Here is a 15,388-nt window from a genome sequence, read left to right as displayed (position 1 = left end):
TTTCATACCCTTAGAAAATCAGTCTCGACGGCGTTTGTCAACGCCTGGCCAGCGGCACCCCTTCTGGCGGGCGAACAGGGCGCGGTAAAATTCCCCAAAGGCGACTCAGCTGGTACGCTCCAAGGTTTGCGCCGTGCCGCCGGCGTTATTCTGTGACTTTAGACACCGTTCGGACCCTGATGGTTCGACAAGCCGGACAGGTCGCCGAGTCATACGCACGACCACCACGAAGATATTCAACCGCTGGATGACCTCATGACACTGCTGTGGATAGCCTTACTGCCGCTTGCGGGTGTGTTTGCCCCTGTGCTTGGCGCACGCCACGGGCGCGCTACCTGCACGCTGGTCACTGCTGCGCTTCCCGCCATTGCCCTGGCGCTGACGCTTGCGCAGATCCCCGCGCTTGCCGACGGCGAGTCGCTGCGCTTTGGGGTAAGCTGGCTACCCCAGCTGGGGCTGGACCTGGCGCTGCGGCTCGACGGCCTGACGCTTTTGTTCAATCTGCTGATTCTGGGCATCGGGCTGCTGATTCTGCTCTATGCCCACTTTTATCTGGCGGATGACGAACCGGTGAGCCGCTTTTATGCCTTCATGGTGCTGTTCATGGCCTCCATGGTGGGCATTGCCATGGCCGACAACCTGATTTTGCTGTGGCTGTACTGGGAGCTCACCAGCCTGGCCTCGTTTTTGCTTATCGGCTTCTGGACCACCCAGAGTGCGGCGCGCAAGGGCGCGCGCATGGCGCTCACCGTCACCGGCGCCGGCGGGCTTGCCCTGCTGGCCGGCGTTTTGCTGCTGGGCCACATGGCGGGCAGTTTCGACATGAACGTGGTGCTCGCCAGCAGCGACGCCATCACCGCCGACCCGCGCTACCCGGCCATGCTGGTGCTGGTGCTGCTGGGCGCCTTTACCAAGTCGGCGCAGTTCCCGTTCCAGTTCTGGCTGCCCCACGCCATGGCCGCGCCGACCCCGGTATCGGCCTATCTTCACTCGGCGACCATGGTCAAGGCCGGCATCCTTCTCATGGCACGGCTGCACCCCGCCATCGGCGACCATGTGCTGTGGACCGTGCTGGTCTCCCTGACCGGTACGGTCACGCTGCTCTACGGGGCCTGGTTTGCGCTGTTCAAGACCGATCTCAAGGGCATCCTGGCGTTTTCCACCGTCAGCCACCTGGGGCTGATTACCATGCTCCTGGGCATCGGCAGCCCCATGGCGATCCTTGCCGCGCTGTTTCATATCCTCAACCACGCCACCTTCAAGGCGGCGCTGTTCATGAGCGCGGGCATCATCGACCACGAAGCCGGCACCCGGGAGCTCAAGCGCCTGGGCGGGCTGCGCACCAGCATGCCGGTGATGGCGGTGCTGACCTCAGTCGCCGCGGCGGCCATGGCCGGCGTGCCGCTATTGAACGGCTTTCTGTCCAAGGAAATGCTCTTTACCGAAGCGCTCAACACGCCGATCCTCGCCGGCCTGAGCTGGATCATGCCGGTGCTGGCCACGCTGGGCGGCGTGCTCTCGGTGGCCTATTCGCTGCGCCTGGCCCATGCGGTGTTTTTCAAGCCGGCGCGCAAAGCCCCCCCCAAGCCACCCCACGAGCCGCCGCGGCTGATGCGCGCGCCGGTGGAGCTGCTGGTAGCGCTGTGCGTGCTGGTGGGTATCTTTCCGATGTTTTTTGCCGGCGGCCTGCTGGACCTTGCCACCCTGGCCGTCCTCGGCGAGCCGCTGGATTTCCACCTGGCCCTGTGGCACGGCTTTAACCTGCCGCTGGCGATGAGCGTTGTGGCCCTTGCCGGCGGCGCGCTGATGTACAGCTACCACCGCGACATGCGCCGCTTTCTCGGCCATTTCAAGAGCCTCGACGCGCGGTTCGTGTTCGAGCGCGGCGTGCTCGCCTGCAAGCACAGCTCGGAACGTACCGTGACCTGGCTGGAGGGCAACTCGCTACAGCGCTACATGGCGTTTCTGATGCTATCGGCGCTGGTCAGCGGCGTCATCGGCCTGGCCAAAATTGCGCCGCTGACCGGAGCCCAGGGCAACCAGCCGATCGACGGCATGGTGCTTTTCGGCGCGGGCATGCTGATATTCGGCGGTATTGCCACCGCAGCCACCCACCGCTTCCGCCTGATTTCCCTGCTGATGCTCTCCACCGTGGGGCTGTTTGTGGCGCTGACCTTTGCCCGCTACTCGGCGCCGGACCTGGCCCTGACCCAGCTGTCGGTGGAGGTCGTGACCATGATCCTGCTGATGCTGGCGCTGTTTTTCCTGCCCCAGCGTACTCCCCGGGACTCAAGCCCCATGCGCAACGTCCGCGACATTTTGCTGGCAAGCGCGCTGGGGCTAGTGGTCGCCAGCCTCAACTATGCGGTGCTGACCCGGGGCACGGTGTCGATTTCCGACTTTTTCATCAACAACAGCGTACCCGGGGGCGGCGGGCACAACGCCGTCAACGTGATCCTGGTGGACTTCCGTGGGTTTGATACCCTGGGCGAAATCACCGTCCTGGCCCTGGCCGGCCTGGCCATTTTCAAGCTGCTCAACCGCCTGCGCCTGTTCATGCCTCACAGCGACGTGGAGGGGCGGCCCTGGTCACCGGACCGCTATCCGCCAATACTCAAGTCGATCTCCATGGCGCTGCTGCCGCTGGCACTGCTGGTCTCGGCCTTTATCTTCCTGCGCGGCCACAACCAGCCCGGCGGCGGCTTCATTGCCGGGCTGGTTACCGCGGTGGCGCTGATTCTGCTTTACGTGGCGCGCGGGGTGGACTGGGCCCAGCAGCGCCTCGACTTCCCCTTTCAGCCGGTGGCGGTGGTCGGCGTGGCCACGGCGACGCTTACCGGGGTGGGCAGCTGGCTGTTTGGCCATCCGTTTCTCACCTCGGCCTTCGGCCACTTTACGCTGCCGCTGATCGGCGAGGTTGAGCTGGCCACCGCGCTGTTCTTTGACCTGGGCGTCTACCTCGCCGTAGTGGGCGCGACGCTGATGATTCTGGCCAACCTTGGCAAGGTCACCACGCCCCACCGCCCGGTGCCCGATGCACCGCTCAAGCACACCGACGACACCACCCCCGGCAACGGCAACGAAAACGGCAAGGAGTCCACCTGATGGAAGCGCTTTACGCCATCGCGACCGGCATTCTCACTGCCTGCGGGCTTTACCTGACCCTGCGCGGGCGCACCTTCCCCGTGGTCGTGGGGCTGACCCTCCTTTCCTATGCGGTCAACCTTTTCCTGTTTTCCATGGGCGGGCTGACCACCGACGGCGCCGTGCTGATCAACGACGCCGCGGAGCAAGCCGTAGACTATGCCGACCCGCTTCCCCAGGCGTTGGTGCTTACCGCTATCGTGATCGGCTTTGCCATGACGGCGTTTGTCGTGATTCTCGCCATGCGCGCGCGAAGCGAAGTGGGTAACGACCACGTGGACGGCAAGAAGGACGATCACGAATGACCCAGCACCTGATTATTCTGCCCGTCGTGCTACCCATGCTGGCGGGGATTCTGCTGCTCTACCGGCGCCTTGGCCGGCTGAGCGTCAAAAAGCGCGCCATCAGCGTGGCGGCCACGGCGGCGCTGGTCGTCGTTTCCGTGGCGCTTTTGTACCAGGCGGCCAGCGGCGAAGTGACCTACTACGCGCTTGGCAGCTGGCAGCCGCCGTTCGGCATTGTGCTGGTGCTTGACCGCCTCTCGGCGCTGATGGTCGCGGTGACCTCGCTTTTGGCCCTGGGCGCGGTGATCCACTCCTGCGGCGGCGACGACGAAAAGGGCAGCAACTTCCACGGCCTCTTCCAGTGGCAGCTGGTAGGCCTCAACGGCGCCTTTTTGACCGGCGACCTGTTCAACCTCTTCGTCTTCTTTGAGGTGCTGCTGCTGGCCTCCTACGCGCTGCTGCTTCACGGCGGCGGCAAGGCGCGCATTCAGGCAAGCGTGCACTACGTGGTGCTCAACCTCGCCGGCTCGTCGCTGTTTCTAATCGCCGTGGGCATTCTTTACGGGGCTACCGGCACGCTCAACATGGCCGACATGGCCCTGCGCGTAGCTGAGCTACCCGCCGAACGCGAAGGGCTGGTGGTCGCCGGCGCGCTGATGCTGCTGGTCGTTTTCGGGCTGAAAGCCGCCATGCTGCCGCTGTATTTCTGGCTGCCGCGCACCTACGGCTATGCGCCGCCGCCGGTGGCGGCGCTGTTTGCCATTATGACCAAGGTGGGGATTTACTCGATCCTGCGGGTGTATACGCTGATCTTCAGCGACCAGGCCGGCATGCTCGCCGCGCTGGAGCAGCCCTGGGTCTGGTGGCTAGGGCTCGGCACCCTAGTCGTCGCCGCCATGGGCGTACTCGCCACCCGGGATTTGCGCCTGCTGGTGGCCTACCTGGTGCTGGTCTCGGTCGGCACGCTGCTCGCGGGTATCGGCATGCGCACGCCCGAGGCCGTATCGGCGCTGCTTTACTACCTGATTCACACCACGCTGGTAACCGGCGGGCTCTTCCTGCTCGCGGCCATGATCGGTACCCAGCGCGGCAAGGCCGGTACGCGGCTGGTCAAGGGGCGCCCCATGGCCGAAGGCGGCGGGCTGGCGCTGCTGTTTTTCCTTGGCAGCGTCGCCGTTGCCGGGCTGCCTCCGCTTTCCGGCGCGCTGGGCAAGGCGCTGCTGCTCAACGCCGCCGAAGGTAGCGCCCGCCTGTGGCTGTGGCCGCTTTTACTGCTGGCGGGCCTGGCCTCGCTGGTGGCGCTGTCCCGGGCGGGGTCGACCATGTTCTGGGCCAGCCACCTCGGCACCCCCGGCGGTGACGCCCTGCCCCGGGCCCAGTGGCTCGGCGTTATCCTGCTGGTCGCTGTCGCCCCGATAATGCTGGTGGTATTCGCCGGCCCGGTGAGCGAATACACCCAGGCCACCGCCGAGCAGCTGGCCCATCCCGAGGCGCTTATTCAGACGCTGCTGCCCGCAACGGAGCTGTCAACCAGAGGAGATATGCCATGATCAAGCCGTGCCCCTGGCTACCCACGCCGGTACTATCCCTTCTCCTGCTGGCGGTCTGGCTATTGTTGACGCACAGCATTGCTCCGGGGCAAATCCTGCTGGGGAGCCTGCTGGGGATCGCCATACCGCTGGCGACCCACCGCTTCTGGGATGTCCAGCCGCACATTCAGAAACCCTGGCTGCTGGCACGCTACGTGCTTCGCGTGGTCGGTGACATTATCGTCGCCAACTTCGAAGTGGCTTACCTCATCGTCAACCCCTGGCGTAAAACGCACCCCTATTTCGTTGAATATCCGCTGATGCTCGAGGAGCGTTTTACCATCACGCTGCTGGCCAGCACGATTACCCTGACGCCGGGGACGTTATCGGCCAACCTGCGCCTGGACGGCAAGTCGCTGCTGATCCACGCTCTGGACGTGGAGGACCCCGACGCGCTGATAGAGCAGATTCACCGGCGCTACGAAATACCGCTCAAGGAGATTTTCGAATGCTGAGCATCGCGCTGCCGGTGGCCCTTACGCTAGTGGTCATGGCCCTGATGATGAATCTCTACCGCCTGGCCCGGGGGCCACGCCTGCCCGACCGAGTGCTGGCGCTGGACACCATGTACGTCAACTCCATTGCCCTGGTCGTCATGCTCGGTCTGTGGCTCGACAGCAAAACCTATTTTGAAGCCGCCCTGCTGATCGCCATGCTCGGCTTTGTCAGCACCGTGGCCATCTGCAAGTACATTCTGCGCGGAGATATCATCGAATGAATACGCTGATAGAACTGCTGGCATCGATACTGCTGGTAGCCGGCGGTATTTTCGCCTTTATCGGCTCGCTGGGGATGGCGCATCTGAAGGACTTTTACATGCGCCTGCACGGCCCTACCAAGGTCTCTACCCTGGGCGTGGGCTGCATGCTGATAGCTTCCATGGTGTATTTCTTGGGGCTACACGGCAGGCTCAGCATCCAGGAGATGCTGATCACGCTGTTTTTGTTCATCACCGCCCCGGTCAGCGCCCATATGCTCTCCAAGGCCGGCCTGCACATGAAGCTTGAGCGCGCCGACAAGACCGGCGGCAACCCGCGGGAGCTACGCGAAGAAGGCGGCGACAACCCGGCACCGCCGCCGGAAAAAGACGTCGTTCCGGAAAACGACAGCCTCTAGCCCGCGGGCGTATCGGCGGACGCCTCGACGGCAAGCGCGGCTCGGGGGTGGCCCATCAGGTAAAGTACGGCGTCCAGTCCCAGGGTGGTAATCGACTGGCGGGCCTTTTCGCGCACCACCGGCTTGGCGCGAAAGGCGATGCCCAACCCCGCCCGGGACAGCATCTCCAGGTCGTTGGCGCCGTCGCCCACCGCCACGGTCTGGCTCAGGGAAAGCCCCTCGCGCGTCGCCATGTCCTCCAGCAGCCACGCCTTGCGCGCGGCGTCCACAATAGGCTCGCGCACCTCCCCGGTTACCTTGCCGTGCTCATCGATCACCAGCTCGTTGGCGTGAACTTCGTCAAAGCCGAAGCGCGCCTGCAGGTGTCGGGCAAAGTAGCTAAAGCCGCCGGAAAGGATCGCCGTGCGGTAGCCGTGGCGCTTGAGGCCGGCCATCAGCGTTTCCAGGCCGTCCATCAGCGGAAGGTTGACGGCGATGTCTTCAAGCACCGCCTCATCCAGCCCTTCGAGCCGAGCCATGCGCTCGCGAAAGCTCTGCTGAAAGTCCAGCTCGCCGCGCATGGCCCGCTCGGTGACCGCCGCGACCTCGTCGCCCACGCCGTGGCGGCGCGCCAGCTCGTCGATCACTTCGGCCTTGATCAGCGTGGAATCCATATCAAAGCACACCAGCCGACGATGGCCGCGCCACTCGCTGGCCGCCTGTACGGCAGCGTCAACGCCGTGAGCGCTACCCAGCGCCAGCGCCTCTGCGCGCAGCGCTTCAAGATCGATGCTGCCGCTCTCAAGCGGCCTGCCTTCTATTTCCCAGGCCACGCAGGCCGCGTCCGCCGGCGCCGCCGCTTCGCCGGTCAGCCAGCGGCGGCGCGCCACGCTGAGCCCCTGCTCTTCCAGCCAGGCTTCCACCTCGCTAAACAGCGCTGTCGGCAGCGTCTCGCCAAGCAGCGTCAGCACCAGTGCGTTGCGGCTCATATGCTTCCCTCTCCTGATTCCTGATTTCGTCAGCCGTCGCGGCGCTGCGCCTCGATACGGTCCACCCGCTGAAAGCCCCGGGGCAGCTTGCTGCCGCGCCGCCCGCGCTCGCCGCGGTAGTAGCCCAGATCATCGGGCTTGAGCGTTAGCTTGCGCTTGCCGGCGTAAACCACCAGGGCGTCGCTTTCCGCCAGCACGGCGATATCGCGGACGAACTCTTCCCGCCGAGCCGCCCGGGCGCCGGGGATATCGAGCATCTTGTTGCCCTTGCCCCGGGCCATTTCCGGCAGCTGGTCAAGCGTAAACAGCAGCAGCCGCCCCTCGTTGGATATCAATGCCACCCACAGCGCTTCGTCGCCGTCGGGGATAGCCGCCGGCGGCAGCACGCTGCAGCCCTTGGGTAGCGTCAACGCCGCCTTGCCGGCCCGGTTCTTGCCGGTCAGCGTATTAAGTCGGGCAACGAAACCGTAGCCGCCGTCCGAGGCCAGCACAAAGCGCTGCTCCGGCGGCGCCAGCAGAATGCCGGCCATCTGCGCGCCGGCGGCCACGTTGACCCGGCCAGTCACCGGCTCGCCCTGGCCCCGGGCGCCGGGCAGGTTGTGCGCGGCCAGCGTGTAGGCTCGGCCGGTATCGTCGAGCAGCACCAGCGGCTGGTTGGTCTTGCCCCGGGCAGCCAGGGCAAAACTATCGCCGGCCTTGAAGGACAGCCCCGCGGGGTCGATCTCGTGGCCCTTGGCGGCACGAATCCAGCCTTTCTCAGAGAGCACCACGGTGATGGGGTCGGCGCCCAGCAGCTCAACCTCGGACAGCGCCCGGGCCTCCCCACGCTCCACCAGCGGCGAGCGACGCGCGTCGCCGTGTTCCTTGCCCGCGGCGCGGATTTCCTTCTCGATCAAGGTGGTCAGCCTGGCTTCGCTGCCCAAAAGCCCCTGCAGGCGCTTGCGCTCCTTCTCCAGCTCGTCCTGCTCGCCGCGGATCTTCATCTCCTCAAGCTTGGCGAGGTGGCGCAGGCGCAGCTCTAAAATCGCTTCGGCCTGGCGCTCGGACAGCCCGAACGCGGCGACCAGCGCGGGCTTGGGCGCGTCCTCTTCGCGAATGATGCGGATGACTTCGTCCAGGTTGAGGTAGGCGGCCAAAAGCCCTTCCAGCAGGTGCAGGCGCTCTTCCACCTTGCCCAGGCGGTGCTCAAGCCGGCGGCGTACCGTGTCCCGACGAAACTCAAGCCACTGGCCCAAAAGCTCGGGCAGCGCCATCACCTTTGGCCGGCCGTCCAGGCCGATGACGTTGAAGTTGACGCGAACGTTCTTTTCCAGGTCCGTGGTAGCAAACAGGTGCGCCATCAGCGGTTCGACGTCCACCCGGGCGGAGCGCGGCTCGATCACCAGCCGCGTGGGCTCCTCGTGGGTGGATTCGTCGCGCAGGTCGGCGACCATGGGCAGCTTCTTGGCCTGCATCTGGGAAGCGATCTGCTCCAGCACCCGAGCCCCGCTGACCTGGTACGGCAGCGCGGTAATCACGATGTTGGCATCCTCACGGGTAAAGCGCGCGCGCATCTTCACCGAGCCGCGCCCGGCCTCATAGAGCTTGCGCAGGTCTGCCCGCGGGGTAATGATCTCCGCCTCGGTCGGAAAGTCCGGCGCCGGCAGATATTCCACCAGATCGGTGGTGGTGGCGTCGGGGTGGCGCAGCAGGTGGCAAGTGGCTTCGACCACTTCGCTTGCGTTATGCGGCGGGATATCGGTAGCCATACCCACGGCGATGCCGGTGCCGCCGTTGAGCAGTATGTGCGGCAGCCGGGCGGGCAGCACCTCGGGCTCCTGCATGGTGCCGTCAAAGTTGGGCGCCCAGTCCACGGTGCCCTGGCCAAGCTCGGCGAGCAGCACTTCGGCGAATTTCGACAGCCTGGCCTCGGTGTAGCGCATGGCGGCAAACGACTTGGGGTCGTCGGGGCTGCCCCAGTTGCCCTGGCCGTCCACCAGCGGGTAGCGGTAGGAAAACGGCTGGGCCATGAGCACCATAGCTTCATAGCAGGCGCTGTCGCCGTGGGGGTGAAACTTGCCCAGCACGTCGCCCACGGTGCGCGCGGACTTCTTGTGCTTGGCGCTGGCCGACAGCGCAAGCTCGCGCATGGCGTAGATAATGCGCCGCTGCACGGGCTTGAGCCCGTCGCCGATGTTGGGCAGTGCCCGATCCAGAATGACGTACATCGAATAGTCGAGGTAGGCTTTTTCGGTGTAGTCGCGCAGGGAAAGGCGTTCGACGTCGCCTTCCGCCACGGCAATATCCATGCTCATTAATGGGCCTCTTGTCAAAACCGGTCGTCGCCGGTGCTTATACGTCCACTTCGGCGAGGTTGCCGTAGTGTTCCAGCCATTCCTTGCGGTCGGACGCGCGTTTTTTCGCCAGCAGCATGTCCAGCATCTGCTCGCTGCCGTCGCCGTCGCTGCGGGTCAGCTGCACCAGCCGGCGGGTGTCCGAGGCCATGGTGGTCTCGCGCAGCTGCAGGGGGCTCATCTCTCCAAGCCCCTTGAAGCGCTGGACGTTGGGGGTGCCGCGCTTTTTCGCCAGCCGCTTTAAAATCGCATCCTTTTCGCTTTCGTCCAGGGCGTACTGAACCTCCTTGCCAAGATCAATGCGGTAAAGCGGCGGCATGGCGACAAAGATGTGGCCGGCGTCCACCAGGCTCGGGAAGTGGCGCACGAACAGCGCGCACAAGAGCGTAGCAATGTGCAGACCGTCGGAGTCGGCGTCGGCGAGAATACAGATCTTGTGGTAGCGCAGCCGTTCGAGATTGGCGCTGCCGGGGTCGGCGCCGATAGCCACGGCGATATCGTGGACTTCCTGGGAGCCGTAGATGTCATGGGGCTCTACTTCCCAGGTGTTGAGGATTTTCCCGCGCAGGGGGAGAATCGCCTGGGTTTCACGGTTGCGCGCCTGCTTGGCGCTGCCCCCGGCGCTGTCGCCCTCGACCAGAAACAGCTCGCTCTGGGCCGGGTCCTGGCCGGAGCAGTCAGCAAGCTTGCCGGGCAGCGCCGGGCCCGAGGTGACCTTTTTGCGCGCCACCTTTTTGGCCTTTTTCTGGCGGCGCTGGGCCGCGTTAATGACCAGCTCGGCAAGCGCCTCGCCGTCGGCCACGTGGCGGTTGAGCCACAGCGAGAACGCGTCCTTGACCACGCCGGAGACAAACGTCGAGACCGCACGCGACGACAGCCGCTCCTTGGTCTGGCCGGCAAACTGCGGGTCGAGCATCTTGATCGAGAGCACGAACGATACCCGCTCCCAGAGATCGTCGGCGGTGAGCTTGATGCCCCGGGGCAATAGGCTTCTGAACTCGCAGAATTCGCGCAGGGCTTCCAAAAGCCCCGAGCGAAAGCCGTTGATATGGGTGCCGCCCAGGGGCGTGGGGATCAGGTTGACGTAGGACTCCACCAGGGTGTCGCCGCCCTCGGGCAGCCACTGGATGGCCCAGTCGACGCCGTGCTCGTCGTCGCTGAAGTGGCCCAGAAACGGCTCGGCGGGCAGCACCTCATAGCCATCGGTGGCTTCCACCAGATAGTCGCGCAGGCCATCGGCGTACTGCCAGTGGCTTTGAGTGCCGTCGGGCTCAACAAGCGTCACTTCAAGCCCCGGGCACAGCACCGCCTTGGCGCGAAGCAGGTGCTTCATCCGCCCCACCGCCAGCTTGGGGCTGTCAAAGTAGCTCTCGTCCGGCCAGAAACGCAGCAGCGTTCCTCTGGCACGCTTGGGCGCCTTGCCCGCCGGCGCCAGCTCCTCCACCTTTTGACCAAACTCGAAGGCCATGGCGTGGCGCGCGCCGTCTCGGGTGACTTCCACCTCCAGGCGGCGCGACAGCGCGTTGACCACCGACACCCCGACCCCGTGCAGCCCCCCGGAAAAGCGATAGCTGGAAGCGGAAAACTTGCCCCCGGAATGCAGCTTGGTCAGGATCAGCTCGACGCCGGAAACGCCGTGCTCGGGGTGGGTATCAATAGGCATCCCGCGGCCGTCGTCGGACACCTCGATGCCGCCGTCCACCAGCAGTGCCACCCGGACCCTTTTGGCGTATCCGGCCAGCGCCTCGTCGACGCTGTTGTCGATAACCTCCTGGGCCATATGGTTGGGTCGGGAGGTGTCGGTATACATGCCGGGGCGTTTACGCACCGGTTCAAGCCCCGAAAGGACTTCAATCGAGCTGGCACCGTACGAAGAGGCATCGAACTGGGACATGTGGCACTGATTTCCTGATAAGGAGCCAAAAAGGCACAGGATACCCCAAAACCCCTTAAGCTGTATATCCGCACAGATACAGGTCAAGGCTATCGCCGTTAGCCCTGCATATAAGAGAAAGCTCGTTGCGCCAGCGGGGCATTGCTGTCACCCTTCTTTTGTATACAAAAATCTGGAGAGGCATTGAGTCACGGCTCAACTCCCGCGGCTGGAATTTTTACAATAAAATCAACAACTAACAATAGGCACGAGTTTACCAATGCCCGATATTTCTGATAAAGAGCTTGAAATAACTCACGGCTCCAGCCTCCTGTACAACAAAGACCTGGCACCGGTTAAAAAGGCGTCGCGAACCTGGGGCTGGTTTGAAATTTTCAACGTCTGGTCCAACGACATTCAGAGCCTTTTCGGTTATACCCTGGCGGCTTCGCTGTTCATTTCCTACGGGCTGAACGGCTGGCTGGTTATGGCCGCTATCATTCTCGCGGGCTGTGTGGTCATGGTGCTGGTCAATCTCTCCGGGGCACCCAGCGTCAAGTACGGCGTGCCCTTCCCCGTACTGGTACGTGCCAGCATGGGGGTCTTCGGGGCCAACTTCCCCGCCATGCTGCGCGCCATTACCGGTATTTTCTGGTACGGCGTGCAAACCTACTTTGCTTCCACGGCGCTGGCCTTGCTGATTACCGCGCTGGTGGGTGACCCCGGCGGCCAGTGGCTGGGCATGTCGGCCGTCGACTGGCTGTCCTTCGCGCTGGTCTGGCTGTTCCAGGTGATGATGTTCTGGCAGGGCATCGAGCGCATCAAGCACTTCCTGAACTGGGCCGGCCCGCTGGTTTATGTGGTCATGGTAGCCCTGATGATCATCATCTGGTATCAGGCCGGCAGCGACCTGTTGCCCGCTATTGACTCCATTTTCAGCGGTTCGAGCGACTTTGAAGGCAGCTCTCTCAGCGCCTTTCTCGCCATCACCGGCACCATGATTGCGTACTTTGCCGCCGTGGTAATCAACTTTGGCGATTTCACCCGCTTTGTCAAAAATGAGCGGCAAATGAAAATCGGCAACCTGATCGGGCTTCCGCTCAACGTCGCCTTTTTCTCCTTTATCGCCTTGATCATTACCGCCGGCACCCTGGCGCTGTTTGGCGAAACCATGACCAACCCGTCGGATATTATCGCCCACGTTGATTCGCTGCCCCTGACCATTATCGCCGCGATTACCTTCTTCGCTGCGACGGTGGGCATCAACCTGGTGGCCAACTTCATTCCGCCGGCCTATGACCTGGCCAACCTCTTCCCCAAAAGAATCAGCTTCCGCACCGGCGGCCTGATTACCGCCACCATTGCGTTTTTCGTGGGCGGTCTGTGGGTGGCCGTTATCAGCAACATCGGCATTGCCGGCTTCGTCAACGCCATTGGCGCTATCGTGGCTCCCTTCTACGGCATCATCGTGGTGGACTTCTACCTGATCCGTCGCCAGAAGCTCAATATCCAGGACATCTTCTCCCGGGACCCGAACGGTGACTACTACTACGTCAAAGGCTGGAACAAGCGCGCCATCATGGCCTTTGCGCTGGCGGCCGTGTTCTCCATCTCGTCAGTTTGGGTGCCGGCGCTGGAATCGCTCGGCGGCTACGCCTGGCTAATCGGCGCGGCTCTAGGCGGCATTTTCTACCGTTTGCTGATGCTGGGGAAACGCCCGTCGGCCGAGCAGCAGGCACGCGCCCGCTGAGATTCGCCTAAACAACCGATCGCAATACGGTGCCCCAAACTGTATCGCCGAATTGACTTACGCCTTGCCGATCGCCACAGGTGGCGGAATTTCGGAGAAGCGACGACGCAGGGGGCGCAGTCAGCTCGTTCGTGGATGCGCCCCGCGCTCTTCTCGCCGCCGTGGAAGGCGGCAGGCAGGAATATGATAGACCGGCTGAAAAGTGAGGGTCAGACGGGGAAAAGAAAGACCGGTCGCGGCGTCTTGAGCGTGACTTTCCTGGCCACCGAGCCAATGATCATGTCGCTCATCCCCGAATAACGGTGCGATCCCAGTACGATGCAGTCGGCGTCTATGCGCTCCGCCTCGTTCAGAATCGTGCGCCCGGGTCGGCCGGTGAGCACCCTGATTTCAGCCACTCTTGCCCCCTGGGAATCCTCCGCCTCCAGCGCTGACAGGCTAAAGCTCTCCAGCCGCTTTTCTATCTCGCTAACGGCTTCGTCAAAGGCAGTGCCGCGGTAGGTGCCCAACACGGAACTCGAAACGTAACGTTCGGCAACGTTGTTTCGCAGAATGGCAGGATCCTCAATGACATGAAGAACATGAATCGCCGCACCAAATTTTTCGGCAAGCCCTATGGCGCAGCGAAAGACCTTGGGCCCGTGCGGCCCGAGGTCGGTCGCATACAAAATGCGTTGGATATTAAATTGCATAACGGACGCTCCGCATGGCCCGGAAGCCGTGTCCCGGGCCGGTTGAATATCGAGCCTCTATCTCGCCGTATCACTGGTTGTCGGCAATCATATCGGGGCTTTGCTTCAGGTCATCGAGCATGTCTGCAATACTTAGCCGCTGGACCTTCCCAGACGGCCCCTTGGGTAACCACTGTACAAACAGAACCTCCTTCGGCGTTTTGAACTTCCCGATATCCCTCTGGCAGAACTCGGTGAGCTCTTCCCCGCTTACCTCCTTGTTATGCTTGAGGACCACGCTTGCCATGATGTCCTGGCCGTAATGCGCATCGTCGATGGCAAAGGCGGCGGCTTCCAGAATCGCAGGGTGCTTGAGCAAGGTTTCATCAATTTCCCGGGGCGCAATGTTCTCGCCGCCCTTGATGATCAACTCCTTGAGTCGACCCGTAATAAAGAAGAAATCTTCGTCATCCTGGTAGCCAAGGTCTCCGGTATAAAACCAGCCCTTGGCATCCAGCGACTCCTGAGTCGCCTCGGGGTTCTTGTAGTAGCCCTGCATCACGTTATCGCCTTGAACCACAAGCTCCCCGATCTCACCGCGCGTTGCCTCAGCGCCGTCCTCGGAGACGACCTTGACCCTGTTGCGGTAGGCGACGCCCGGTGAGCCGTACCTGGTCTGGAAAGGCGGCAAGGGGTTGGAGAGGATCTGAGCCGCCGTTTCGGTCAGCCCCATGGTTTCTATCAGCGGGATGCCGAAGGCCTCTTCGAATGCCTTGTGCGTGGCGACGGGTAGCGCCGACGACGCCGAACGGCCGAAGCGCACCCGAGAAAAGTCGGGATTGTCCCGAACCCCAGGGTTTTCATTATTCGCCTGCTCCAGCAGATAGGTCACAATGGTGGGCACCACGCTGAACCAGGTGCAGTGCTGTTCGCGAATCAGCTCCCAGAAGGCGCGGGTGCTGAAGCGGTGCGGCATCACCACGCTGCCCCCGCTGATCAGCGGCGCAATCAACGTCACGATCTCGGCATTGATATGATACAGCGGCAGCACGCACAGCCCCCGATCCTCCCGGGAAAGCGTGTGGGCCTCTACCGTATTCATGCCGCCGGCGAGCACGTTGCGATGGCTGAGCATGACGCCCTTGGGCTTGCCGGTGGTGCCCGAGGTATACATCAGCAAGGCGGTGTCGTCGGGATCGACGGCCGGCAAGGTCTGGGCCCCGGCGGCTGCGCCGGCGTCCCATTCCGGCCCGCGGTCCGGGCAGGTGGGAATAACCCGGATCGGGCGTTTGACCCGGCCGGTGAGCTGAGCCGCGCGTTCCTCATGCGCCGGCGAGGCAAACACAAGGTCGGCATCGCAGTGGTCCAGCACGTACTCAAGCTGGCTATCGCCGGCGATGGCGTTGAGCGGTACCGCCACGCGCCCGCTGGCCATTAGCGCCAGCAGCAGCGTGGCCGTCCACTGGCCGTTATCCATAAGAATGGCGACATGCTCGCCCGCCCCGACGCCCATGGCATCAAGCTTAGCTGCGACCTGGGACAGCCGTTCGTCAAGCTGCAGATAAGACAGCGTCTCGTCATGCTCCGGAGACACCAGAAAGGTCCTGTCCCCGCTATCGGAGGCCCAGCGGCGAATCGTATCTTGAATCGTCATAAAGCC

12 protein-coding genes are annotated in these 15,388 nt (G+C 63.4%); 7 read left to right on the top strand and 5 right to left on the bottom strand.

The window, feature by feature from the left end; translation table 11 throughout:
- The first annotated feature begins 255 nt into the window (after positions 1–255).
- Genes ACZ46Y_RS05880 through ACZ46Y_RS05855 form a run of 6 tightly spaced genes read left to right on the top strand, consistent with a single transcriptional unit; the run spans position 256 to position 6,133 of the window.
- Positions 256–3,105 (top strand): monovalent cation/H+ antiporter subunit A, encoded by a 2,850-nt coding sequence (locus ACZ46Y_RS05880; protein ID WP_311954746.1) that lies wholly within the window; start codon positions 256–258, stop codon positions 3,103–3,105.
- Positions 3,105–3,449: a Na+/H+ antiporter subunit C gene (locus ACZ46Y_RS05875; protein ID WP_311954745.1), complete on the top strand. Its 345-nt coding sequence runs from the start codon at positions 3,105–3,107 to the stop codon at positions 3,447–3,449. Before ACZ46Y_RS05880 ends, ACZ46Y_RS05875 begins: the two co-directional genes overlap by 1 nt.
- Complete coding sequence (locus ACZ46Y_RS05870) at positions 3,446–4,978, top strand: monovalent cation/H+ antiporter subunit D (RefSeq protein ID WP_311954744.1); 1,533 nt, start codon at positions 3,446–3,448, stop codon at positions 4,976–4,978. The genes ACZ46Y_RS05875 and ACZ46Y_RS05870 overlap by 4 nt, the downstream gene beginning before the upstream one ends.
- Positions 4,975–5,472, top strand: coding sequence for a Na+/H+ antiporter subunit E (locus tag ACZ46Y_RS05865; protein WP_311954743.1), 498 nt, complete (start codon positions 4,975–4,977; stop codon positions 5,470–5,472). The genes ACZ46Y_RS05870 and ACZ46Y_RS05865 overlap by 4 nt, the downstream gene beginning before the upstream one ends.
- Entirely contained in the window at positions 5,466–5,735 is a 270-nt protein-coding gene (locus ACZ46Y_RS05860; protein WP_311954742.1) for a K+/H+ antiporter subunit F, read from the top strand. Before ACZ46Y_RS05865 ends, ACZ46Y_RS05860 begins: the two co-directional genes overlap by 7 nt.
- Positions 5,732–6,133: a Na+/H+ antiporter subunit G gene (locus ACZ46Y_RS05855; RefSeq protein WP_311954741.1), complete on the top strand. Its 402-nt coding sequence runs from the start codon at positions 5,732–5,734 to the stop codon at positions 6,131–6,133. The genes ACZ46Y_RS05860 and ACZ46Y_RS05855 overlap by 4 nt, the downstream gene beginning before the upstream one ends.
- On the opposite strand, the gene serB is transcribed toward ACZ46Y_RS05855, so the two are convergent.
- Genes serB through parE form a run of 3 tightly spaced genes read right to left on the bottom strand, consistent with a single transcriptional unit; the run spans position 6,130 to position 11,328 of the window.
- Positions 6,130–7,101: a phosphoserine phosphatase SerB gene (serB, locus tag ACZ46Y_RS05850; RefSeq protein WP_311954740.1), complete on the bottom strand. Its 972-nt coding sequence runs from the start codon at positions 7,099–7,101 to the stop codon at positions 6,130–6,132. The two genes, ACZ46Y_RS05855 and serB, sit on opposite strands and share 4 nt — an antisense overlap.
- A 29-nt stretch (positions 7,102–7,130) precedes the next feature.
- Entirely contained in the window at positions 7,131–9,395 is a 2,265-nt protein-coding gene (parC, locus tag ACZ46Y_RS05845; RefSeq protein ID WP_311954739.1) for a DNA topoisomerase IV subunit A, read from the bottom strand.
- Positions 9,396–9,432: 37 nt separating this feature from the next.
- On the bottom strand, positions 9,433–11,328 hold the full coding sequence (parE, locus tag ACZ46Y_RS05840; RefSeq protein WP_311954738.1) for a DNA topoisomerase IV subunit B: 1,896 nt from the start codon (positions 11,326–11,328) through the stop codon (positions 9,433–9,435).
- 259 nt (positions 11,329–11,587) lie between these two features.
- Between parE and ACZ46Y_RS05835 the strand changes: the two genes are divergently transcribed.
- Positions 11,588–13,057 carry an NCS1 family nucleobase:cation symporter-1 gene (locus ACZ46Y_RS05835; protein ID WP_311954737.1) on the top strand — a complete coding sequence of 490 codons (1,470 nt, stop codon included), beginning with the start codon at positions 11,588–11,590 and terminating at the stop codon, positions 13,055–13,057.
- 209 nt (positions 13,058–13,266) lie between these two features.
- Here ACZ46Y_RS05835 and ACZ46Y_RS05830 read toward each other — a convergent pair whose 3' ends face one another.
- Positions 13,267–13,749 (bottom strand): universal stress protein, encoded by a 483-nt coding sequence (locus tag ACZ46Y_RS05830; protein WP_311954736.1) that lies wholly within the window; start codon positions 13,747–13,749, stop codon positions 13,267–13,269.
- Between the two features lie 70 nt (positions 13,750–13,819).
- Positions 13,820–15,382: an AMP-binding protein gene (locus tag ACZ46Y_RS05825; RefSeq protein WP_311954735.1), complete on the bottom strand. Its 1,563-nt coding sequence runs from the start codon at positions 15,380–15,382 to the stop codon at positions 13,820–13,822.
- Between the last annotated feature and the right edge of the window lie 6 nt (positions 15,383–15,388).

It is taken from the genome of Halomonas garicola (assembly GCF_055382465.1).
Note: the sequence above shows the minus strand (reverse complement) of the source record. Positions and strands in the feature narration are given on the sequence as shown.

What these genes read in the sequence shown, in the direction of transcription:
- ACZ46Y_RS05880 (WP_311954746.1), top strand. Translation starts at nt 256, where the DNA reads ATGACACTGCTGTGGATAGCCTTACTGCCGCTTGCGGGTGTGTTTGCC.
- ACZ46Y_RS05875 (WP_311954745.1), top strand. Translation starts at nt 3,105, where the DNA reads ATGGAAGCGCTTTACGCCATCGCGACCGGCATTCTCACTGCCTGCGGG.
- ACZ46Y_RS05870 (WP_311954744.1), top strand. Translation starts at nt 3,446, where the DNA reads ATGACCCAGCACCTGATTATTCTGCCCGTCGTGCTACCCATGCTGGCG.
- ACZ46Y_RS05865 (WP_311954743.1), top strand. Translation starts at nt 4,975, where the DNA reads ATGATCAAGCCGTGCCCCTGGCTACCCACGCCGGTACTATCCCTTCTC.
- ACZ46Y_RS05860 (WP_311954742.1), top strand. Translation starts at nt 5,466, where the DNA reads ATGCTGAGCATCGCGCTGCCGGTGGCCCTTACGCTAGTGGTCATGGCC.
- ACZ46Y_RS05855 (WP_311954741.1), top strand. Translation starts at nt 5,732, where the DNA reads ATGAATACGCTGATAGAACTGCTGGCATCGATACTGCTGGTAGCCGGC.
- serB (WP_311954740.1), bottom strand. Translation starts at nt 7,101, where the DNA reads ATGAGCCGCAACGCACTGGTGCTGACGCTGCTTGGCGAGACGCTGCCG.
- parC (WP_311954739.1), bottom strand. Translation starts at nt 9,395, where the DNA reads ATGAGCATGGATATTGCCGTGGCGGAAGGCGACGTCGAACGCCTTTCC.
- parE (WP_311954738.1), bottom strand. Translation starts at nt 11,328, where the DNA reads ATGTCCCAGTTCGATGCCTCTTCGTACGGTGCCAGCTCGATTGAAGTC.
- ACZ46Y_RS05835 (WP_311954737.1), top strand. Translation starts at nt 11,588, where the DNA reads ATGCCCGATATTTCTGATAAAGAGCTTGAAATAACTCACGGCTCCAGC.
- ACZ46Y_RS05830 (WP_311954736.1), bottom strand. Translation starts at nt 13,749, where the DNA reads ATGCAATTTAATATCCAACGCATTTTGTATGCGACCGACCTCGGGCCG.
- ACZ46Y_RS05825 (WP_311954735.1), bottom strand. Translation starts at nt 15,382, where the DNA reads ATGACGATTCAAGATACGATTCGCCGCTGGGCCTCCGATAGCGGGGAC.